The 21971-nt window shown below is 62.8% G+C and carries 16 protein-coding genes; 8 read left to right on the top strand and 8 right to left on the bottom strand.

The genetic code is table 11. The features are described from left to right. Positions 1-9: 9 nt before the first annotated feature. The 4 genes from JST30_10185 to JST30_10170 are packed head-to-tail and all read right to left on the bottom strand — an operon-like array spanning position 10 to position 3530. Positions 10-1698, bottom strand: a complete 1689-nt coding sequence (locus tag JST30_10185; GenBank protein ID MBS1714690.1) for a penicillin-binding protein 2 — start codon at positions 1696-1698, stop codon at positions 10-12. Further along, a complete protein-coding gene (locus JST30_10180; GenBank protein MBS1714689.1) occupies positions 1685-2143 on the bottom strand; it encodes a hypothetical protein in 459 nt (152 codons plus the stop codon). The genes JST30_10185 and JST30_10180 overlap by 14 nt, the downstream gene beginning before the upstream one ends. Then, on the bottom strand, positions 2140-3051 hold the full coding sequence (gene rsmH, locus JST30_10175; protein MBS1714688.1) for a 16S rRNA (cytosine(1402)-N(4))-methyltransferase RsmH: 912 nt from the start codon (positions 3049-3051) through the stop codon (positions 2140-2142). The genes JST30_10180 and rsmH overlap by 4 nt, the downstream gene beginning before the upstream one ends. After that, complete coding sequence (locus tag JST30_10170) at positions 3048-3530, bottom strand: cell division/cell wall cluster transcriptional repressor MraZ (protein MBS1714687.1); 483 nt, start codon at positions 3528-3530, stop codon at positions 3048-3050. Before JST30_10170 ends, rsmH begins: the two co-directional genes overlap by 4 nt. A gap of 2409 nt (positions 3531-5939) precedes the next feature. Between JST30_10170 and JST30_10165 the strand changes: the two genes are divergently transcribed. The 4 genes from JST30_10165 to JST30_10150 all read left to right on the top strand — a co-directional run bounded on the left by JST30_10165 (position 5940) and on the right by JST30_10150 (position 12104). Next, positions 5940-6299 (top strand): hypothetical protein, encoded by a 360-nt coding sequence (locus tag JST30_10165; protein MBS1714686.1) that lies wholly within the window; start codon positions 5940-5942, stop codon positions 6297-6299. Positions 6300-7679: 1380 nt separating this feature from the next. Further along, positions 7680-8051 (top strand): hypothetical protein, encoded by a 372-nt coding sequence (locus tag JST30_10160; GenBank protein MBS1714685.1) that lies wholly within the window; start codon positions 7680-7682, stop codon positions 8049-8051. A gap of 50 nt (positions 8052-8101) precedes the next feature. After that, a complete protein-coding gene (locus JST30_10155) occupies positions 8102-9100 on the top strand; it encodes an aldo/keto reductase (protein MBS1714684.1) in 999 nt (332 codons plus the stop codon). A 391-nt stretch (positions 9101-9491) separates the two neighbouring features. Beyond that, positions 9492-12104: a hypothetical protein gene (locus tag JST30_10150; protein MBS1714683.1), complete on the top strand. Its 2613-nt coding sequence runs from the start codon at positions 9492-9494 to the stop codon at positions 12102-12104. Between the two features lie 5 nt (positions 12105-12109). Here the strand turns inward: JST30_10150 and JST30_10145 are convergent, their stop codons facing one another. Then, entirely contained in the window at positions 12110-15550 is a 3441-nt protein-coding gene (locus tag JST30_10145) for a hypothetical protein (GenBank protein ID MBS1714682.1), read from the bottom strand. Between the two features lie 222 nt (positions 15551-15772). Between JST30_10145 and JST30_10140 the strand changes: the two genes are divergently transcribed. Continuing rightward, entirely contained in the window at positions 15773-15934 is a 162-nt protein-coding gene (locus tag JST30_10140) for a hypothetical protein (GenBank protein MBS1714681.1), read from the top strand. 13 nt (positions 15935-15947) lie between these two features. On the opposite strand, the gene JST30_10135 is transcribed toward JST30_10140, so the two are convergent. Further along, a complete protein-coding gene (locus JST30_10135) occupies positions 15948-17102 on the bottom strand; it encodes a Gfo/Idh/MocA family oxidoreductase (protein MBS1714680.1) in 1155 nt (384 codons plus the stop codon). 61 nt (positions 17103-17163) lie between these two features. Between JST30_10135 and JST30_10130 the strand changes: the two genes are divergently transcribed. Together JST30_10130 and dusB are read left to right on the top strand one after the other, a co-directional pair. Then, on the top strand, positions 17164-17970 hold the full coding sequence (locus JST30_10130; GenBank protein MBS1714679.1) for a hypothetical protein: 807 nt from the start codon (positions 17164-17166) through the stop codon (positions 17968-17970). A 28-nt stretch (positions 17971-17998) separates the two neighbouring features. Next, positions 17999-19024, top strand: coding sequence for a tRNA dihydrouridine synthase DusB (dusB, locus tag JST30_10125; protein ID MBS1714678.1), 1026 nt, complete (start codon positions 17999-18001; stop codon positions 19022-19024). Here dusB and JST30_10120 read toward each other — a convergent pair. Together JST30_10120 and JST30_10115 are read right to left on the bottom strand one after the other, a co-directional pair. Continuing rightward, positions 19014-20021: a glycosyltransferase family 9 protein gene (locus JST30_10120; GenBank protein MBS1714677.1), complete on the bottom strand. Its 1008-nt coding sequence runs from the start codon at positions 20019-20021 to the stop codon at positions 19014-19016. The genes dusB and JST30_10120 overlap by 11 nt on opposite strands. 10 nt (positions 20022-20031) lie before the next feature. Next, on the bottom strand, positions 20032-20892 hold the full coding sequence (locus tag JST30_10115; protein ID MBS1714676.1) for a pirin family protein: 861 nt from the start codon (positions 20890-20892) through the stop codon (positions 20032-20034). Between the two features lie 140 nt (positions 20893-21032). Between JST30_10115 and JST30_10110 the strand changes: the two genes are divergently transcribed. Beyond that, a complete protein-coding gene (locus JST30_10110; protein ID MBS1714675.1) occupies positions 21033-21953 on the top strand; it encodes a proline dehydrogenase family protein in 921 nt (306 codons plus the stop codon). Positions 21954-21971 lie beyond the last annotated feature (18 nt).

The following is a 21971-nucleotide window of genomic DNA, read 5'->3' as shown; positions in this document are numbered from 1 at the left end:
GTCGCTAGACTACCGTCCGTGACCTTCCGTGGGCGGGATGCCGAACCTGCGGATCACGGCCTTGGCCATGTCCACAAAAACCGGCCCCGCGACTTCGCCGCCGTAGTACTTGCCTGCCGACGGACAGTCGATCATGACGAGCACGACCGCGCGCGGGTCCGACGAGGGCACCATGCCGACGAAGTTCGCGACGTACTTGCCTTTGGCGGTCCCGACCTTTTGGGCCGTCCCTGTCTTGCCTGCCAGCTTGTATCCCGCAACCTTGAGCTTCTTGCCCGTACCGAAGTCCGACTCGATGACGGACTCCATCATCTTCATGACTTCCTGGGCGACTTCTGACTTGACGATTTGTCCACGTTCTTTAACGGGAACCTCTTCGTTTCCAAGTTTGCGGATCAAGCGGGGGACCATCATCTTGCCGCCGTTCGCGATCATGCAATAGGCGGCGGCGAGGTTGACGGGCACGCAGTTCATCGATTGTCCGAACCCGTTCGTCGCTGTCTGCACCCGCTTCGCATAGTCTTTCCGGTTGAATTGTCCCTTCCGCTCCGACGGGAGGCCGAGGTCGGTCTTCTCGAACAGCCCCATGCTGTCCATGAACCGGACGAACTCGTCGTGACCGACTTTGAGCGCCCAGTTCGCGGCCGCGACGTTGCAGCTCTTGCCGATCGCACGTTCGAGGTCAACGTCGCCGTGGGCGCGGCTCCCGTGGTGGTCCGCACAATGGATGGTCCGATCGCCGACCTGGATCTGGCCCGAACACTGATAGTGGTCGCCCGACCTGACGGCCCCGGAGTCGAGGCCCTTGGCCAACGTCAAGATCTTGAACGTCGAACCGGGCTCGTACGCGCCCATCGACGCCATGTTGAAATCGTCGCCGGGCTTCCAACTTCCGGTGGGATCGAACGAGGGCCAGTTCGCCATGGCAAGGATGTCGCCGGTCTTCTGGTCCATCGCGATCACACATCCCGACTTGGCCTTGTTCGCTTCGACCGCGGCCCGGAGCGATTGTACGGCGGCGATCTGCAGCCCCGAATCGATCGTCAGGACGATGTCGGCTCCGTTCTGTTTCGGCCGGTTCCGAGCGTCTTTGTCCGGAACGAACGCACCCGTCCTGTCGATGAACCCGCGGGACTCGCCTTCGACGCCCTTCAACCGCGAATCCTGGCTCTTCTCGAGGCCGGCGATCGCCACGCCGTCCCGCACGGCACCGACGAGGCCGGAGCAGGCGTCGAGCAACGGGTAGTCGCGACCTTTCGCGCTTTCGAGGGAAACACCGTCCGCGCTCCATTCCCGACGGACTTTTCGGACGGCCCGCGCTTGATCCGCGGTCAAGGGCGTCCGCCAGACCCGGCCGTTCCGTTTCGGAGGCCGGACCGAGAGCTCGGTCGCCGGAATGCCCGTCGCGGACGAGAGCTCCATAAAGAACGCCGGGCTGGAGGGGATCTTCTCATAGTTCAGGCCGAGTTCCGATTCGTCTTCGGTCTGGGCCAAGACTTTGCCGTCAGAGGACAGCACCGATCCCCGGCGAGGGACTTCGACCTTGTCTTGGTCGAAGTGCGCGATACGGTCGGCCACGTCGAGGACGCGCTGGCGGTCGACGACTTGGAGTTTCGCTTGGCTGTAACCCGCGACGACGAACGCACCGACGAAGCACCAACCGACGGCCCGGTAACGCACGGCTTCAGCGGACTTCATCGCGGTCTCCGAACCGTGACGCGACGACGTCGACGACGGGTTTCGCCTTCTCCGGTCGAGGCGGTGCCGGCGGGGTCTTAGCGACCTTTGCCGGCTCCGGCCGGACGTAGGGCGGGACGAAGCCGTTGGCGCGGCTCCAGTCGTCCGTCGTCTTCATGGCGAACAGACGGTCCCACCGTTTGGAGAGTTTGGCGACGTCGCCCTTCGCCGATTTCGCACGGGAGACGGCTCGATTGGCTTCGTGCCGGGCGTGCTCCATCATCGAATGTCCCAGGAGGGAGGAAGCCCCGAAGGACACAGCGAAGAGGCTGATGGCGACGAACGCCGTGTTGGCGACGAACGCGCCCCAGGCGGCGCGCCGTTGTCTCCGTATAGCCGGACGTCGGCGGCGCGGCGGTGCCTGACGGGCCGGCTTTCGGGAGGGATAGACAGGGGCTGCGCTCACGAGACCCTCCGGACGGCGCGCATCTTCGCGCTGCGCGCTTTCGGGTTCGCGGCGACTTCGGCGTCGCTCGGGACGAGCGGCTTTCGGTAAAGCTCCTCGTGGGTGCCCGCTTTCGCAAGCGACCGGAAGGCGTGCTTGACGGCACGGTCTTCCCCGCTGTGGTAGCTCAAGACGCACAGCACGCCGCCTTTGCGGAGGATCTGAGCGATGCGCAACATCGCTTCTTCCATTTCGTCGAGCTCCTTGTTGCTGTGGATGCGGACGGCCTGGAACGTCCTTGTCGCCGGATGGATCCGCTTTTCGCGCTTGGCGACAGGTATGGCGGCGTGGACGCATTCGACCAGGTCGGACGTGGTCTTCAAGGGACGGGTCTTGCGACGCTCGACGACGACGGAGGCGATGCGACGCGCCCACCGTTCGTCGCCGAGCGTGAAAAGGACGTCTTCGATCTCCTTGGCCGAGGCGCGGTTCAACCAGGCCGCGGCGGGCTCGCCTCTCGTGCGGTCCATGCGCATGTCGAGGGGGCCTTCGCGGAGGAAACTGATGCCGTAGGAGGCGTCTTCCAGGTGGACGTTGCTCAGGCCGAGGTCGAGAAGGACGGCGTCGGCCTCAGGCGTGCGCCCGCTCTCGCGGCACGCTTCCTCAAGGGCCTCGGGCAAGGCGCGATAATCCGTGTGCCGGGTCTTCACCTCGACGTCTTTCAGGCCACTGAGGCGTTCCTTCGCCTTGCTCAACATATCCTTGTCCCAATCGAGTCCCACGAGCAGTCCTCCTGGCGAAATCCGTTCCGCCATCTCGACGGCGTGCCCTGCGAGCCCGAGCGTCCCGTCCACCACGGTCGCTCCGGGCGCCAAAGGAAGCGCCGCCAAAACCTCTTCGAGCATCACGGGCACGTGGGTCGGCGTCATGCCTCGCCCGCGAGCCGCCAATAAGCCCGTTCCACCGACTCCCGCCTTTCGCGGTTGTAGCCCTCAGGGTCGTTCTGGTAGGCCGCGAACTCTTGCGAAGCCCACACCTCGACCCGGCCCGAAATCCCGATCACCTTCGCCCGGTCCTTCAATTTCGCGAACTCGCGCATGTCCTTCGGGACCAGGATCCTTCCCTGCTTGTCGAACTTCTCGCCGACCTGCGCGCCGCCGACCATCAACCTTTCGAACGTCCTGCGCGCCGGGTTCCACGGGTCGACCTGCTTCACCATCGCGTTGAGTGCGTTCCACTCGTCGCGCGGATAGAGGATCAGACACCCGACCTCGCCGCGACCTAAGACGAACGGTTCGCCGACCGATTCCCTGAGCTCCTTCCCGATCACGACGCGGCCTTTCTCGTCGACGGCGACTTCGTCGCCGCCGGCCATCTCGTCGAACACGGGCGGCTGGGTCTCGGCCATGGCCTTTCTCCGGGCGGTGTTTCGGGGGCGGTGGGAGGGCCACCGTCCATGGCGGCCCGACCAGACTCCTTACCGAGCACCCCGCTCGGGTTCCGGCTTTCTCTGACGTCCTGTCCGCTCCGGCCGTGTCGAGACTGTACATCAGAAATCCCCACGTTTCACCACTTTCTTCCCTCCTTCGGGCCCTTGACGGGTTTCCAGGCGGAGAATTCATGTCGCGTCTAGGCTTGCGTCTACGTTTTAGAAGAGGACGTCTACAGGTTCTGCTGATAGGTCAGTGAAGAGCGGACTTTTCCCCCGAGCGTGTCCTGGCCTGCAAAGAGGTTCAGCCGTGTGCCGACGGTGGGGATCGGTGGGTGCCTAGTTGCTGCGCTAGCGTAACAAGGAGCTGCTCGGCCGGCACACGTACCGAGACTGGGGTAGCCAGAGGTCAGCTGCGGCATGACCGAAGGTGACGGCATCCGGGGTGGCCGGCTAGTCGCGAGATTGTTGGACGGGGTGGCCCGGTCTGGCAACGGTGTCCACGCTTCATTCCACCCGCCCGAAGACCGTTGCAGACCGGGGCAAGGGCGCTGCATCAGACTGGCCCGTGAAACGGCGCGTTGTGAGATGGTGCAGACGAAGCCTCCAGACTAGGTTCGGCGACGTGCGGTCTGAGGTAACGTGCGTAGTCTGGAGGCAGCCAAAGGTAAGCTCGTGCGCATGGCCAGGGTCGTTGAAGACCCGTCGCTTCGGAGCACCCTTCAGCACCCTCCGAGCGTACTTGAGGATCCGTCCCGGACACGACGAAGGGCCGCCGGTCAGACGGGAACGGTCGGTCGCCGAAGGCGCGGCCCGTCATCGTGCCACCCATCGGGAGGTCACCCACGGTCAGGCCACCCAGCCGTAACATCTACCCTCATCAGTACGTGCGCAGTTGCCGGAGCGTTAATGGCCATATCCTATGAGGAAAGCTTGCAGTGACATCACTGTCGACTCTAATACGTAGGTACATGACTGTCGCGATTGTCTGCGGATGCATCATCCTGTCCATCGTAGCCGTTTACGTCGAACGTTCCCACGCCACCGCACTACAATGGCTTGGCGGAGTCATGGTGGTCAGCGGTCTCCTAGCCCTTTCATCGCACGGCCTCCGCCTAGCGGCCTGCCTCGTCGGGCTTGGCTCGAGTATGGCCTTCTGCTTTTGTAACTTTGAGCCGTACCTTCTCGCGCTTCCCAGCGTTTGGGTGGTGGCCGTATGCGAGGCATTCGACGACATCGTTAGGCGAAGGCGCGCAGCTAGCGGCGGGTGGCCTGACCGAGGGTGACCTCCCAATAGATTCCGTGGTGAAAAGTCATTTCCTGACGTAGGGCGTTCCTCGCTCGACGGCAGGTGGCAGGACCGAGGGTGACGGCATCCGGGGTGGCCGGCTAGTCGCGAGATTGTTAGTGGCCATCTTCTCGATTGGCCGCGACAGGCATGTCCGAAGGACAAATCTGCCTCGAGCAGGGCCCTCTCAGGGTAGAACCGTCCCGTGGCCGTGACACCCTTACGCGCAGATCCAGCGACGGAGGTAAGTTCCTTCGGAACAGGGTTGCCGACGGGCACAAGCCATCTCCTTTCAGTCCGGCCACCTATCGTGAACGCACCTTCGGTCGGGCCACCCGCCGATTGAAAAGAAGCCATTCCCTACACTTCACTCATATGAAAACTAGCCACTCCCAAAAGGAATTGAGTCGAAGCTCAGGATGGGTATCAGGCCTGACCGCCGTCCTGTGCACTATAATCGTCCTGCTTGCGATTTACGAAATTAGCCGCACAGGCACTAACCTGTCACACCTCACGCAATTACTTGTTGGTTGGGTGGCATTGACATGTATCCTTGTCACATCGCGGTACTTCAAACGGATCTCCCTTTCGGCGGGGATAGCAACTGTCTGTCTTCTTGCAACAATTGGTGTGTCTTTGACTTTGCAGTTTGGTAGCATTTGGATCAATTTGATTGCCGGACTTGCGGGCCTTAAGATTTCTCTCCTTATTCTCACAACTGTTCCTGAAAGGAAACTCTTAGACTAGCGGCGGGTGGCAAGACCAAGGGCGACCTCTCGCTTGGGTGGCCAGGACAAGGGCGATGATCGTGCGGCCTTGTCCTGGTTCCGAAGGAACATGCTGTTCGAACGCGTGTGCTCTCCAAGGTGGGACATCGGCTCTCCCAGATGGCCACGTCGCTGCGAGCCTTCGGACATGGGTGCAAACGGGCGGGGGCGGTTGTACAATGAGGACGCGTTGCGGCCCGTTTCACCCGTGCAATACTCCGGGCATTCACAATTGGTCTGCCCACCCGCCGTTTAAGACGTACAGGAGTCCGTATGACGACCTCGAGTGACTTTCGGCGACTTCGGCAATTAAGCTCCAGCGAACTCCTTTCCTTGCGACTGAAGTTGATCCACGCCCTGACGGTGGTGGTCCGAGGATGGTTGATGGAAGATCACGAGGGGGAACGACAAGTCGCATGTCGCGTCGCCCAAGTGTACGACTCCCCGTACTACTTGGTAAACGAACAGGTGCACCAGTTGTCCGGCGCGTTGCTCAACCCTGGAAACGTGGGTCACGCCGAGTCGGCTGATTGGACGGAAGCGTCCCTAACGGAATCGATCCTGAAGCACATTGAAGGGCGCAGCCAGCGGGATTGCGAAGCCCTGTGGGCCTACGTCGAAGTGCTGCCACCTTTTAAGGTCACGACTGTGGAGCTGCTGAACGACTTCATACGGTGGCCAGACCAAGGGTGACCCGCCGTATGAATATGATCCGGAAAACAACACTCTTTGGAAGGACGATCTTCTTTCACTTTCCTGTAACGATCATTTGCCTTACAGTGCTAGCCGTTTCTGTATACTTCCTTGTGGCAATACGGTTGAACATGCCGTTCTATGACCAAGCAAGGAAAGCTGCTTCAGCGGCCCCGAGGAAACCAGTCAGAAAACTGGGAGCTGATGGCCCCTATGCTCCTCTTATCCTGGGACTAACCGTACTCGGTTCGTTGTATTTCTTGTCTTGTTCAGTCAAGGTTTCGAAAAGTGACTAACACCAGAGGTCATGACCGCCACCGCTCTTGCCCGCTTGCGATTGGGTGTGGCCATGTACTTGGCACCGCGGCGGCGGGTGGCAGGACCGAGGGTGACGGCATCCGGGGTGGCCTGCTTGTCGCGAGTCCTTTCATGGGCAATCTTCTCGATTGGCCGCGACAGACAGGTCCGAAGGACAAAACCGCTTGGAGCAGGGCGCTCTCAGGGTAGAACCTTACCCATGGCCGCGAGACCCTTCCGCGCACGACCAGCGACGGAGGTAAGTTCCTTCGGAACTGGGCTGCAAACGGACGCGAGCCATCCCCTCTCAGCCCGGCCACCCTGCGCGAAGTCACCATCGGTCGGGCCAACTGCCGAATTCTTTATAGACCTACAAGCAATATCTGAGGGTGTTGGGCCATGAGCAAACTATTAACACTCATAGTGTAGTCTGCCATTTTTGTTTCGGCAGCATTCCCTATAGCGTTATTCATGTTCCGGATCGTGCCGCTGTATTTTCCTCTTTGGGTATTATCTATCCTTGTTGGATTGGCTTGGCATCTGTCAATACTGCAGAACAATAAATGGATGCTCGTTCTTTTTCTGCTCTTGGCTGTAGCCTCGATAGTTGCTTGCGGGTCAGTAGCTACACATCGGAATGTCGTACCGCTCTTGATCGCAGCCAGCTTGGTATTATATGTTAGCTCGCTATTATCTAAAAAGATGCAAGGACAAAAAGAAGGTTTAGCCGAAAAACCTCATGACCGCCAATGACGAATGATGAATCGACCCGCGGTGACGTCTTTCTGGGGGTGGCTCGGTCTGGCAACGGTGTCCACGCTTCATTCCACCCGCCCGAAGACCGTTGCAGACCGGGGCAAGGGCGCTGCATCAGACCGGCCCGTGAAACCGCGCGTTGTGAGACGGCGCGGACGAAGCCTCCAGACTAGGTTCGGCGACGTGCGGCTTGAGGTGCCTTGCGGAGTCTGGAGGCAGCTAAACAGTTGTGATAGAAGCTGCACTTTACGCGACGATTCAGTTAGGAGTACTTGTAAGTACGTGCGGCTTTGACTGAAAGGAAGCCATCCCCAATACTTCACTCATATGAAGACCAACCAGCCGCAAAGAGAATTACGTCGAAGCTCAGGATGGGTATCAGGCCTGACCGCCGTCCTGTGCATTATAATCGTCTTGCTTGCGATTTACGAAATTAGCCGCACAGGCACTAACCTGTCACACCTCGCGCAATTACTTGTTGGTTGGGTGGCATTGACATGTATCCTTGTCACATCGCGGTACTTCAAACGGATCTCCCTTTCGGCGGGGATAGCAACTGTCTGTCTTCTTGCAACAATTGGTGCGTCTTTGACTTTGCAGTTTGGCAGCATTTGGATCAATTTGATTGCCGGACTTGCGGGCCTTGAGATTTCTCTCCTTATTCTCACCACTGTTCCTGAAAGGAAACTCTTAGACTAGCGGCGGCTTCGCCGCCCCGACCGACTCCGCTACACAGGAAACCCACTCGAATGGAAAACAGAAAGATCGCAGACCGTAACGTCGGCGCCCTCGGGCTCGGATGCATGGGCATGTCTTGGGCCTATGGGACGGCGGACAAAGACGAAGCCCTCCGAACGCTCGACCGTGCCCTCGAGCTCGGCGTGGACTTTTGGGACACGGCCGACGTCTACGGCGCTGGCGACAACGAGAAGCTTCTTGCCGGATCGCTCAAGGGGCGCCGCGACCGGGTCTTCCTCGCGACCAAGTTCGGCAACGTCTACGACCGCTCGATGACCTCCCACCAGGACCTCGTCCAGCAGGACAAAGGCTGGATCGTGGACGGGACGCCCGCCTACGTCAGAAAGTGCGCCGAACTGAGCCTCTCTCGCCTAGGGACCGACGCGATCGACCTCTACTACCAGCACCGTGTCGACCCGCGCGTGCCGATCGAAGAGACGGTCGGCGAGATGGTGCGCCTGAAGGAAGAAGGCAAGATCCGGCACCTCGGCCTCTCCGAGGCTTCGGCGGAAACGGTCCGCAGGGCCCACAAAGTCCACCCGATCGCAGCCGTCCAATCGGAGTATTCGCTCTGGACCCGCGACTTCGAAGCCGACGTCATTCCCACATGCCAGGAACTTGGCATTACGTTCGTGCCCTATTCCCCTCTTGGCCGAGGGTTCCTCACGGGCACGATCACGAAACCCGAAGACCTGGAGGAGAACGACTGGCGACGACAGTCTCCACGGTTCCAACCTGAAAACCTGGAACGCAACTCGGCCCTTGCCGCCCGAGTCAAGGCCGTCGCCGACGAGCTTCTGTGCACTCCAGCCCAGGTCGCCTTGGCGTGGGTGCTCGCGAAGGGTCCGGACATGGTCCCGATCCCAGGGACGAAACGGGTGCGCTACCTTGAAGACAACGTCGGAGCCACGAAAGTGACGCTCAGCCCGCACCATATCGAGGCTCTTGACGGCTTCGAGACCTCCGGTGCCCGCTACGCGCCGATGGGGATGGAATACGTCAACGGCTGAACGGCCGTAACAAAGTCAAGCCGGCCCCCGATGTGGGGGCCGGTGAGGGCTGGGACGCGACGGAGCCTGACGTTCAGGGGCTTGGGACGTCCGCCTTGCGCAGCGCTTCCCTGGTCAACGACCAGGCGCCCGCTATGGCGGCGAGAGCCACTATCAGGGCTACGAACGAGTAGAGCATCGTCATTTAAAAGTTCACCTGCAAACCTCTCCCATTAGGGATGTTCCGCCTCTTCGTGAAGGATCGTTACCGGCTCGCCCGGCGTGCTTACCGGTCTTCGTTCGAACTCAGGCAGGCTTGCTGACAGGGAACTTAAGGGCAGTCAACTTGCGGGCCGGTCGGTTTCTGGGCGGCGAAGATGCTTCCCTCAAACGGATAGAATCCAAGGGTCGCATGTTGGTCCTGTCCTTCCTCCCCCTCGCCCCTGAACTCGAAGTCCGGACCGATACCGTCGCCGTCGCTGTCGATACTGCGTCCAAACCGGTCTCGGTCGCTTTTCGGGTGAAGGGACCGGACGGCCGATGGGCGACCGTCTTGTACTCCAGCGACAAGCACAACCGTCCTTCGGCGTTCAAAGCCCAGAGAATCGGAAACGACCGGATCGCCGTCGACTTCACGTCCCCTGTCGGTACGTGGCGCCGCGTTTACCGCGTCACGGGCGACCGGATCGCGGTCGACACGAAAGTCTCACGACTCAAAGGGCCGTCTCCGACAGACTCCATCTACGACGGTTACAGCGACACTCGGGGCGCAACCTTGGACGGGCCGCTTCAGACCCTGGCCGACAGTTATGGCCCCATGCCCCGCTTTGCGACACTGGGATCGGCGTTCATCGGCTTGCCAGCCGACGACGGGCAAATCACAGATTCCTGCGGGACCATGACCGGAGGAGGTTTCGCAGGTTTCGGGTTAAAGGCCCGGACGACGATCGTCGATGGAAGGCCGACGCTCGGCCGGTTGGTGGCCCCCTCGGTCTGCTCTTGGTCGTACGTGGTGTTCCCGGATACCGACGATTACGCGGCGATGGCTCGGGCGAACACGTGGTCCTGGACGAACTTCGGGCACAAGAGGATGTCCACGGCCCTTCCGCAATGCATGCCCTTCAGTGGATACACGAAGAACGCTTATGCGCTGAAACCGTCCGGGGAAGAGGAAGAGTCAGAGCCGGCGGAAGGCGAGGGGCCTTGGTGGGACGCCGAGTTGTCCGGTCGTGAGGTCGGTGCGCCGCGACAGCCCGGCTTCGTCTCATGGGACGCGCGCGGCAACGCGGCCAAAGCCGCTTGGGGGATGTACTGGTGGGGACAGACCCTTAAGATCAAGACGTGGCAGGAACGTGGTCGCGAGTACTTCGCTTTGACGATGGCGGCCCCGATGAAGAACGGGCGACTCCCCTCGCGGTTCGATCTGAGTAGGAAGACGTGGGACTACGAAAGGGTGCTGCCCGTCCAAGAGGCGACCACCTCGACGACCATGACGACTTTGCGGTGGATCCGTGCCTGGCTTGACAGATGGCCGGACGACGCGGACGAACGCACGGCACGCTCCCTGGCGGCCGAGTTCTTCCGGCACAGGACCTCGACAGGCGACCATGACCCGACGGTCCTTGCTTTCGCCGAGGAAGTCCAGGCAACGGCCACTTGGGGCGAGGACGTCCACGCCCAAGCGAAAAAGGTGACTGACGCTTCGGAAAGCGGAGGCTCCCGGTTCGATCTATCGTCTTGGCCAGGTTCCAACCTGGGCGACTCGGTCCGAAGGGCGTCGGGCAGGACGTCGAAAGCCGACCTCGCGGCACTCGTCCGGGCGGTCGACACGGCCGCTTTCGGGCAGTCGGTCCTCGACGACCCTCGGCTCGACGTTCCTACTTTCGGAACGCTGGCGCTCGCAGGAATGTCCGGTCGCACCAGCGATGTCGGAGACACGGCCCTGGACCTGATGCGGGCGGGCGCTATGTTGGACCGTCAAGACGTGTTCGAGCGGGGCGTCGCACTGCTACGGAGCCTTTTCTCGCGGACGACGGATCCGACCCATACCTTGAACGGGCTCGGGCCCCTCGACGGTGACAATCTCGGCAGGACGGGCGAGAACCTGAACCTTGGGACGGGCGAAGCGGTAGGGCGACGGAGCTTCGAAACCGGAGAAGGCTCGTTCTTGGCCGATTGCGCGCGGGCTCTGGACGAGTTCGGAGGCCTTTACGTCCATTCCAGTGGTTGGGCGGTCGGCGTCGATGGTTGCGTGCCCGGTCGCGACGACGGACCCGTCTCGATCTTGACGCTGAATCCGCGTCCCTACGCTGGTCCGCACCAGGTCGACGCCGTAAGCGGCTCTCAGCGTCGCTCGACCGAGGCCCGCCGCAATCCCGGCATCGCCGACCTCAGGATCGAAGCGAAAGAAGGACGCCTCGTCGTCGTCGCGACGCCGGCCGTTCTTGCACCCGATCAACGGTCGGCCGATCCGGCCGGAACGTTCAGCAGCGGGGCCTGGCGAGCAAAGGCCACGATTTCTTCGCTCGGGTTCGAAGCCCTGTTGCCTGTCGACGCCCGCACGAAGCGGACGATCGCCTTCCAAGGCCGGGTCAGCGGCACGGCCGTCGCCAAGTCGAAGACCTTTCGCTTCGACCCGCCGGCGACATTGACGTCCGGATGGGACTTCGCGACGACGGGCGTACGGCCCATCGTCCCGAGTCTCACGACGGACGGGTCGGCCATGGTGTCAACGGGGGACGACGGGCAGGGTCACGAAGTCCCGTTGCGCTTGGGAAGCGTCAAGAGTTTCGACTTTGTCGCGACGGGCGGCAAGGTGAGCTTCGTGGTCCGGGCCGATGTCAAGACGGGCGTCCGCCTCATCGACGCCACCTCCGGTAACGCGTTGCACGAGATCAAGGGCCCGGCGAGCGCCAAAGTCGAATGGGCGCTCGGAACGTACCTGGGAAAGACGCTAAGAATCGAACTCGAGGACCGGAGCGGCAACGGGTCGGCTTCGCTGTCGCATTACGCGTTCCGACGCTGAACCGCTCAGAACTTCCAGCTGTAGTCGAACCGGAGGTTCCAGTTCTGGAGGTTCTGGTCGGAAGGCCGAGCGATCTCCCAGTTGAGGTTGCTTAGCTTCAGGCTCATCGACTGGTTCGGACCTGGCCGCTGGTCGAACCGAAGGTTGAAGCCGTGCGACCGCTGCATTTCCCCCGAAACGTTGGATTCGGCCGTCACGTACTCCAGGACGAGCGGAGACGGATTGTTCGCGAAGAGCGTCGCGCCGAACTTCAACGAGCTGATCTGCTGGTTGTTCTGTTCGTTGTAGAACTCCTCGTAGCCCATTCCGAACTTCGTCTTGGCGTTCCCGTCGAAGCTAACGCCCCACTTATTGGACCTCGTCGGCGTCGCGACGGCTCCGAGCAGCGCGTTGTTGTCGGCCTGGAGCGGGTTCGTGTTCAAGCTGTGCGTGATCTGCCAGTGCTTGATCGGTTCGGCGGTGACGGTGTAGTTCCGGATCATCGCCTGCTGTCCGAAGGGGAGGGTGCGCAAGTTGTACTTGACGTCAGCTCGGATCTTGCTCTTACCTGTCACGTCGGTCGTGAACGAGAAAACCCGGTCGATCGCCCGGTCGCCGTCCGGCAACGACTGGCTCTTGTAATCGACGCCAAAAGCGAACGCGCCGATCCTGGCCCCGAAGCCCATGGTGCGGAACTCGCGCTGCCACGCGTCCATGTCACGCACGGAGTTGACCGCGTAATTGAATCGGACGTCCTGGAGGAAACCGAAGCGCAACGGCTTGACGTTGCTCAGTGAGACGTTCCCGATGCTTTGGTCGCGCTTGTCGTCCCAAACGTTCGACTGATACTGGGCCGCGCCGATGCTCACACCCTGGACCTCTCCCGGCGTGACGTTGACATCGTTGTGCAACTCGCCCTCGGTCTGGCCGTTGAGGTTCCGGACGGACTTATAGTTGAGGCGGATGTTCTTGCCGAAGTCGACCCAGAACCCATAGTCTCGTTGGGTCACGGACGGTTTGTCGCCCTCGCGTTGGATCTTCGTATCGGTGACGCTGACCCCGAGGCGGGAATTCAGCGCTTGGGAGACGCTGTTGCTGGTCTTCGTCTCGTGCTCGCCGTTTTCGAAGAGGGTCTTGCTGTGTTCGGTCCGAAGCGTCGTCGACTTTGTCAGTTGGTTCTCGTAGACGACGGTGTCCGTGCGGCTGTCGGGATCGACGTCCTGCGAGCCCTCGTACTGACGCTCCTCGTGCATCAACGTGAGCTTGCCGACGGCGCCCATGTTTCGGGACAGTTCGATCCGGTCCGTCCGTTGGTCGACCAGGGGTTGTGACGGGTCGGTCTGTTTCGTCGATGTCGAGGCGCCCGTCAACGTCGTGTTCTTGTCGGGCAGCCACCGGATCGCAGCGAGTGACCCGAACCGGCCGAAGCCGTTCGTGGCGTTGAAGCCCTTGACGTCACGGAACTCCAAGGCCAAGCTCGGCATCAGTTGCCAAGACGCGGTCAGTTCGGACTGGTCGAATCCGACCATCGCCGTCAGGAAGTCGCGTTCGGGATCGACCATGCCGGGCAAGCTTGCGAAGCCGGCACCGACCGACCGCCTGTTGTAGTTGACCGAAAATCCCTTGTCAGCGAACGAGAGCATCTGGCGGGACAAGTCGCCGCCTTGGTCTTCCGCCGTCGTCCGCGAATACTTGAGGTTTTTCATGCCGCCCAGGTTGGCGGCGAGGTTGAAGTCCGATCGTTGCAGCCCGATCGCGGTCCCGAACCGTTGCTGCTCGGTCAAGAGGAGCCGGGTGGTCTCGCCGAACTCGTCGCCGGTGCGCTGGTCGCGAAGGCTCATGGACACCTTGGGCGTCACGAGCGCGACCTGCCGGACTTTGAGCTGGTCGTTCGCACCTTCGATCGCTTCCGACGACGTGGCCAGGCTCGACCCTTTTCCGAAGTCGTATCCGGCCCGCCAGACCGAGCGGTTCAGTCCCGCCGAATTGCCCCAGGCGCCACCGTCGGGGCCCTGCACGCCCGCGTTCGGGTCGGCCATTTTGACGATCGTGTTCAGGTGGGAGCCGATTTCCTGCGGGCTCAGGGCGCCGAGCGCGCCGAAGCCGGGACCGACGTCCAGCCGGTCATGGGAGAAACTCAGTCGGCCATAGTTGAGGCCAAGGCCACGGGCCACGAAGTCGCCGCCGTCCGTCCGGACGACCGCGTCCGACCAGTTCAATTTGAAACCGCCCTTCGGAGCGAGGCTGAACGCCGTGTTCTGGCGCACGAGCCCGGACTCGCGGGCCAACTGCCCGCGGTCGCCTTCCCTCAGGTCTCCGAACCTGTTGAAGCCTTGCTGGACGTGCTGGTTGGAGAACGACGCGGACACCCACGGAAGGTTGAAAGCGAACGCTTGACGGTACAGCCCGAAGCCGTCCAAGGTCTCGACCTTCGTGGTGTCGTACTTGAGGCCGCCGGTCTTCCAGGTCTTGCCGACCGACACGTTCTGACGGTCGAGCCCGCGCTCTTTGGCCAATTGGTCCCGGTCGCCTTCGGCCAGGTCTTTGAACCGGGCAAAACCAGGGTCGACTTTCAGGGCCGAATAGTTGACCGCGAGGCCGAACAGGTTCCCGCCGTAGTTGCGCCAGTTGACGGTGCCTTGGTCGTCTCCGACGCTCCGCATGCCCGCGCTCAAACCGAGGGCTTTGCCTCCCAAGCCTTCGACGGCCAGGTCGGTCCGTTTCAAGCCCCGCTCTTTCGCGAACTGTCGGATCTGGGCGTCCTCGATGCCCGAACCTTCAAAGGCGGAGAACCCGCCGAACTTGTCGCCGATGTCCTGATAGCCGAGCCGGACCTTCCCGCCCATGACCGATCCGTCGAACTGTTGGACGATCGCGTGCGACTTCCCTTCTTCGTCGTTCGTGCCCGGCCGCGCCTTCTCCCCGAACATGTTCTCGGACTGGACGCGCTTCCGGTCGCCGACCATGTACAGGCCGCGCATGTTGCCACCGGCGAAACTGAAGGAGTTCTTGAGGCCGTAGACGTTCGACTGCAGGACCGTGCCGTCGGCCAGGCGCTCCGTGAGCCCAAGGCCAAGGATCATCGACGTGTTCGGATTGACGGCGAACGTGAACCCTTGGAACTTGGCCCCGTTACCGACCAGGCCGTACGTCCCCGCCGCCCCTTTCGTGTCGTCGTAACGGTATTCGACCGTGACGGTCTGCCCGTCCCGGAAGGGCCGCTTCAGATAGACGACGCCTGCGGCGTAATCGACGTAATAGTCTTTGTCCCGGACGAGGTTCTGGCCCCCGGTCTCGACCCGGTCCGACCCGACCTTGACGTTCCCGTAACGCAACGGCAGGGACGGCCGCTCGACGCTGTAGCGGAGCTGTTCGAGGGCGATCCGCCCCCCGATCTCGTTCTGACCGATCTGTGGCTTGTCGGGCCCGGCGGGCAACGCGACCTGGCCGGTTGCCGTTACCGGCACCAGTCCTATCGCCCCAAACCCCAAAAACCAGACGGTCGGCCGCCTCATGCGCACGAATCCTATCTTCTATTATCGCGCAATTCCGCCCGGGCTCACCCGAATCTGTCCGTGATTAGGCCAGAAACGCGATATTTTCTAGTTTGACGTCCGTGAATAAACCAGGTTTCGGCCCCGATCCGTGTCCACGGGGCTCCGGCGTGCCAAGAATCCCGAATGTCAGCCATGGATAGGCACGCAACCGTGACGGTGGTCTTGACCGAAGAAGAAGCCTATGAGCTCCTGATGCGGTCGATGGCCAACGAACAGGACGACAACACCGTCTTCCACTCGGCCCTCGAAAAGCTGGCGAACGCGATCAAATCGTCTCGCCGTAGGGCCGCCTGAGGTCTCCCTGCGCTCAGAGCGCGATCCAGCCACGGGCTTCGTGGCTCCTTTCGACCGCGTCCAGGATCCTCTGGTTCTGGTAGCCCTCTTCGATGTCCGGGCTCGGCGACCGTCCCTCGTGGATCGCCGTCACGGCGTCCGCCACGAGGTTGACGAACGTGTGCTCGTACCCGATGATGTGCCCGACGGGCCAATAGTGCCCGGCATAAGGATGGTCGCTTTGGGTGGCCAAGACCGTCCGGAAACCGTGGGCCTCGCTGGGATCCCCGTTGTTGTAGTATTCGAGTTCGTTCATCCGCTCGAGGTCGAACACGACCGCACCCTTGGAACCGTTGATCTCGAAGCGGTTGTGGTTCTTCCGACCGACCGCGAACCGGCTGGCCTCGAACGTCCCGAGGGCCCCGTTCCTGAAACGGGCTAAGAACATCGCCGCGTCGTCGACCGTGACTTTGCCCTTCTCGGCCGAGGCCTTCGCCCCCATCCGGTCGTCGATCTCGCCTGCCAACGGTCGCTCTTTGACGAAGGTGTGGAGCGTCCCGCAGACTTCCTCGAACTCGCCGACGAGGAAGCGGCCCACATCGATGATGTGCGAATTGATGTCGCCGTGGGCGCCGCTTCCGGACACCGACTTGTCCAGCCTCCAGACCAAAGGGAACTCCGGATCAGCGATCCAGTCCTGCAAGTAGACGGCCCGCATGTGATAGATCGTGCCGAGACGGCCCTCGTCGATCCATTTCTTGGCCAAAGCCACGGCTGGCGCCTTGCGGTAGTTGTGGAAGACGACGCTCGGACGTCCCCCCGAGCGGACGGCGTCCCGGATCTGGGCCGCTTCGGCCAAGGTGTTCCCGATCGGCTTTTCGCAGAAGACGATCTTGCCCGCCTCCGCGGCGGCGCAGGCGATCTCACAGTGGGAGTTACCGGGCGTCGCGACGTCGACGACGTCGATCTCAGGATCGTCGAGGACCGTCCGCCAATCTGTGGCGTAGCCTTCCCATCCAAGGTTGTCCGCAGCCTGGCGGACGGCGCCTTCCGTCCGACCGCACAGCGTCTTCATCCGGATCTGCCGGGGCAGGTCGAAGAAGCGGTTCGCCTGTCGGTACGCGTTGCTGTGGGCCTTCCCCATGAACTGGTAGCCGATCAGGCCGACGGTCAAGGCTGGCTTGGACATCGGCCCGAGTTTACGCCAGTCGCCCCGCCCGAGTCTTGGAGCGATGGCGCACAATGTCGGGGTGCCGGATCCGACCGTCGACCGAATCTTCGCCTTAGGATCCGAGATCTATCGTGCCACGGCCGCTGCCGTCGAGTCCCTATGGCCGGACCGAGCCCCTGCCCATGCTCCGATCGGGACCGGAAGCGCCGTCTTTTGCGGCGACGGCTCGCCCCTGACCCAGGTCGCCCGACTGGCCGTCGGTTCGAGAGCCCATGAAAAGGAGCTCGACGCCGTCGAAGAGTTCTTTGCGGGACGGGCCAAGGACTGGGAGTACGTCGTCACGCCGTACTCCGACCCCGACCTGCTCGCGATGGTCGTCCGACGGGGATGGACGAACGTCCAGTACGAGAACGTTCTGACGCTCGACCTGGACGCGTGGGAGCGGCCGGCACCGGTCGGAGAGGCGACGGTGTCCGTCGTCGGCGACTCGGACTGCGACGTTTGGAAGGACGTGGCCCTTCGAGGCTTCTTCGGCGACGACGTTCCGCCCGAGATGGCCGAGCTTGGCGACGTCATCGCGGCTTCGGTAGGCACCGTCGCGTTCCTCGCCCGATTCGACGGTGTGCCCGCCGCCGCCGCCACGCTGTTCCTGGCCGACGGATCGGTCTACCTCGGAGGAGCCGCGACGCTCGCCCCGTTCCGCAACCGAGGGGCCCAATCGTCCCTGCTCGCCGCGCGGATGGCGTACGCCAAGGAGCACTTTTGCAGCCTGGCGGTCTGTGAATGCCTGCCTGGCAGCCAGTCCCAGCGCAATCAGGCGAGAGCCGGGTTCACCGTCGCGTACACGAAGATCGTCTTGACGAGGCCGCCCGCCCGCGTGGACTGAAGCCGGGTCTGTCACAATGGACGTCCGAATGGCCCCCGTTCCGGGCTTCCTGGTCGGCGGCGTCCGCGTCGACCCGCCCCTCCTCCTGGCTCCGATGGAGGACGTCACGTCCCTTCCCATGCGCCTCATCGCCAAGCGCATCGGTAGGCCCGGCCTCGTGTTCACGGAATTCGTCAGTGCGATGGCCGTCCATTACGGGGCCAAGAAGACGTTCCGTAAGTTCCGGATCGATCCCCGGGAGCGACCGTTGGCGATCCAGATCTTCGGAGGCGACGAAGACACGATGGTCGAAGCGGCCAAGCTCTGTGAAGAGTCCGGGGCCGACACCGTCGACATCAACATGGGATGCTGGGTGCCCAAGGTGTGCCGGACGGGTGCCGGCGCGGCGCTTCTCAAGGATCCCGACCTGGCCGAGCGGATCGTGGCGGCCGTCGTCCGGTCGGTTTCCGTCCCCGTCACCGTCAAAGTCCGGGCAGGATGGGACTACTCCCTGTTCGCCGCGCCTGAACTCGCCAAGCGGTTCGTCGGGGCGGGCGCGAAGATGATCACGCTTCACGCCCGCTTCGCCAAGCAGGGCTTCGAAGGCGAAGCAGACTGGCGGCTGATCCATGAGCTCAGGGCCGCGGTCGACGTTCCGCTCGTCGGGAACGGCGACGTCAAAACTCCTGAAGACGCCCGACGGATGGTGGAGGAAACGGGTTGCGACGGCGTGATGGTCGGACGGGCCGCGATCAGTGACCCTTGGAGGCTGGCACGCATCCGGTGCGGCCTCACGGGCGAGTCTCCGCCCGACGCACCGACGCTCCACGACCGCATCGCCGTGGCCCTCGAACACGCTCGGGCCATGGTCGAGTACGAGCGCGACGAAGACACGGGCGGAAACGGCCCCTCCCCGGAGTCCCGCGGTCTGCGCGCCCTCCGAGGACAGTTGCCCCTTTACATCAAGGGCGAGCACGGCGCCGCCCAGGTGAGAGGCCGCCTTTCGACCGTCGATTCCCTAGCCGAGCTCGAGGACGTTCTCCGCACGTTCGCAGCGGCCGAGGTCACGGCTTGAGCGCAGCGAGGACCAAGGGGACGACGTCGGACACTCCGATCGAGTTCAGGCATGCGCCGCCGCAACGGTCGAGATCGCGGACTGGACACTCGCACCGGCCCTGAAGGGCCGCGTGACCCTCGCCGTACGGCGCGAACCGCTTCGAAGACGTCGGCCCGAACAGCGCCACGACCGGGGTTCCGACCGCAGCGGCCAAGTGCATCGGCCCACTGTCGTTCGTCAGAAGGAGGCGAGAGCGCTCCAAGACGGCCATGGTCTCGATCACGGACAGCTTCCCCGTCAGATCGATCGCCCGTCCCTCCGCCGCTTCGCCGGCCCGACCCACTTCGGCGGGCCCGCCGAGCCAGACAGGGACGACGTCGTGCGGCAGGACGGCCACGACCTCGCGGAACCGTTCCAAGGGCCAGGTCTTGGCCGGATGGGACGCACCTGGCATCACGGCCATGAACCGGCCTTCACCAAGGAGTCCGGCCGCCTTACTCCGGGCTTCGGAACCGACTTCGACCGCCGGACTGGAATCGGAACAGTCGCATCCGAGCGCCGATAACAAGCGACCCATCGTCCCGGGCTGCTCGACCTCGCCTACTTTCCATCGCACCGAAACGTGCAGGGCCTCGGCGTGTTTGGAGCCGGCGACGCCGACCCTGACCGGGACGCCTGCCGCCTTGACCAGACGCAGCAAGGTGTTCTGCCCTTGGCAATGAAGGCTCAGGTCGAACCCGGCCCGGCGGACCCGGGCCAAAAAGGACGCTTGTCCGAAAACGGTGTCGGGCCGGAGCCACACCTCGTCGACGAACGGGCACGCCTCGAAGAGGGGCGACGGGATTTGAGCGGTGCATCCGACGACGAAGGCACGAGGCCAAGCCTGTTTCACCCACCGGGCGACCGCGGTCAAGTTGACCGTGTCGCCGATGTTGGGGTGGACGAGCAGAAGGACCTTGCGTGGCGGGTTCAGGGTCAAGTGTTCCCTGACCCGGTCCGCCGCGCCGCCGTCCATGGCGGGGAATCTACCCGGCCAAAAGCTTGCCCAAGCGGCCGGACCGAAAGTCCTCGACGGCCTGCCGGATCTCGTCTTGGGTGTTCATGACGAACGGTCCGTAACCCGCGACAGGCTCTTGGATCGGCTCGCCCGCCAGGAGCAGCGCCTTACCGGGTCGGAGGACTTTTACAGCGACCCCGGAGCCCTCGGGCCCGAAGACTCCGACTTCATGGGCCCCGACCGTTTCGTGCTCGATCTCGACCGAACCGTCCAAAACGGCGAGGACGGCGTTGTGGCCACGCGGAACAGGCAGTTCGAGGATTCCGGGCCCCTCGAACCGGACGTCCCAGACTTCGATCGGCGTTACGGTCTGGGCCGGACCGAGCGTCCCGGCGAAGTCGCCCGCGATGACGCGGACGTCTCCGCCACGGACACGGACCGTAGGCACGTCGTCGCGGCGGATCTCTTGGTACCTCGGATCGTCCATTTTGTTGCGTGCCGGAAGGTTGACCCAGAGCTGGACGACCTCGAAGACGCCGCCTTGTCGGGCGAATTCGTCGGAGTGCATCTCTTCGTGGACGACGCCCGACGCGGCCGTCATCCATTGGACGTCGCCCGGCCCGATCTTCCCGGCATGGCCCGCCGAGTCCCGGTGCTGTAGCTCGCCCTGGTAGACGATCGTCACCGTCTCGAACCCGCGGTGAGGGTGCTCGTCCACGCCGCGCGGTACGTCGGTCGGGCCGAACGACTTCGGCCCGGCATGGTCGAAGAGCAGGAACGGACTGACGTCCTCGGGATGCCCAGCATAGCTGAACAAGGTCCTGACCGGGAACCCGTCCCCGACCCAGTGCGAACCCTCGGGCCTGTAGATCGCTTTCAACCGTTTCATGGTGCTCATGACTAGTTTAAGTCTGTTTTTAGCGATTTGGTTCAAGAATATTCACAGATTGCGGAATATTGAATCAAGGAGAACTGGGCACTCGGCCGCCCTGAGGCCATAAGGAAAGTAAAATGCCGGCCGCAACGACGATGTTGTTCCGGTCGCTCATCCTGAAGGCCTCTGCCCTCCGGCCCGTCAAGGCCTTGGTGACGCGCTCGTTCCTGTTCCGTCCCCTTGTCCGCCGCTTCATCGCCGGCGAAACCCTCGACGACGCGATGTCGGCGGCCGAAGCCCTGGCTTCTACGTGCCTGAACGTGACCCTCGATCTTCTGGGGGAAAACGTCGGATCGGTCGATGAGGCCCGACACTCGACGGACGCGTACATCGAAGTCGTCGAGCGGATCGCGAAAAGCCCCTTCCGTGAGAAGGTCAACATCAGCATCAAGCTGACGATGCTCGGGCTCGACCAAGGCGACGACGTCGCCGAATCGAACTACCGGAGGCTCCTTGCGGCGGCCCTGCCGCACGGCATTTTCGTGCGTGCCGACATGGAGGGCAGCGACTACACGGAACGGACGGTCGCGATGCTCGAACGGGTCTTCCCGGATTTTCCGAACACGGGCACCGTCCTCCAGAGCTACCTTCATCGGACAGAGGCCGACGTCGAACGTCTGATCCGGCTCGGTTGCCGGGTCAGGATCGTCAAGGGCGCCTACCTCGAACCGGAGCGGGTCGCTTTCCAGGACAAGTCGGTCGTCGACGACAAGTACGTGGACGCGGCGAAGCGACTGATGGTCGCCGGGCACTACCCGGCCATCGCGACCCACGATCAAGCGATCGTCGACCGGCTCAAGGCGTTCGCCCAGAGCGAAGGGATCGGCAAGGAGCGCTTCGAATGGCAGATGCTGTACGGCATCCGCCGCGACCTGCAGGACACTCTTCGGGACGAAGGTTACAACGTCCGCGTCTATGTCCCGTACGGGGGCTCTTGGTACCCCTATTTCACGCGACGCCTCGCAGAGCGTCCCGCGAACATGCTGTTCATCGCCAAGAGCCTCGTCCGGAAGTGACCCGGCGACCTGGGTCGG

The organism is Armatimonadota bacterium, from assembly GCA_018268395.1.
Classification (GTDB): Bacteria; Armatimonadota; Fimbriimonadia; order Fimbriimonadales; family Fimbriimonadaceae; genus JAEURO01.
This window is presented reverse-complemented; position numbering and strand designations above follow the sequence as displayed.

Bases quoted from the DNA above. Each gene is read 5' to 3' on its own strand.
- JST30_10160 (MBS1714685.1), top strand. From the start codon at position 7,680: ATGAAGACCAACCAGCCGCAAAGAGAATTACGTCGAAGCTCAGGATGG.
- JST30_10140 (MBS1714681.1), top strand. From the start codon at position 15,773: ATGGATAGGCACGCAACCGTGACGGTGGTCTTGACCGAAGAAGAAGCC.
- JST30_10115 (MBS1714676.1), bottom strand. From the start codon at position 20,892: ATGAAACGGTTGAAAGCGATCTACAGGCCCGAGGGTTCGCACTGGGTC.
- dusB (MBS1714678.1), top strand. From the start codon at position 17,999: ATGGCCCCCGTTCCGGGCTTCCTGGTCGGCGGCGTCCGCGTCGACCCG.
- JST30_10150 (MBS1714683.1), top strand. From the start codon at position 9,492: ATGTTGGTCCTGTCCTTCCTCCCCCTCGCCCCTGAACTCGAAGTCCGG.
- JST30_10155 (MBS1714684.1), top strand. From the start codon at position 8,102: ATGGAAAACAGAAAGATCGCAGACCGTAACGTCGGCGCCCTCGGGCTC.
- JST30_10110 (MBS1714675.1), top strand. From the start codon at position 21,033: ATGTTGTTCCGGTCGCTCATCCTGAAGGCCTCTGCCCTCCGGCCCGTC.
- JST30_10185 (MBS1714690.1), bottom strand. From the start codon at position 1,698: ATGAAGTCCGCTGAAGCCGTGCGTTACCGGGCCGTCGGTTGGTGCTTC.
- JST30_10120 (MBS1714677.1), bottom strand. From the start codon at position 20,021: ATGGACGGCGGCGCGGCGGACCGGGTCAGGGAACACTTGACCCTGAAC.
- JST30_10135 (MBS1714680.1), bottom strand. From the start codon at position 17,102: ATGTCCAAGCCAGCCTTGACCGTCGGCCTGATCGGCTACCAGTTCATG.
- JST30_10170 (MBS1714687.1), bottom strand. From the start codon at position 3,530: ATGGCCGAGACCCAGCCGCCCGTGTTCGACGAGATGGCCGGCGGCGAC.
- rsmH (MBS1714688.1), bottom strand. From the start codon at position 3,051: ATGACGCCGACCCACGTGCCCGTGATGCTCGAAGAGGTTTTGGCGGCG.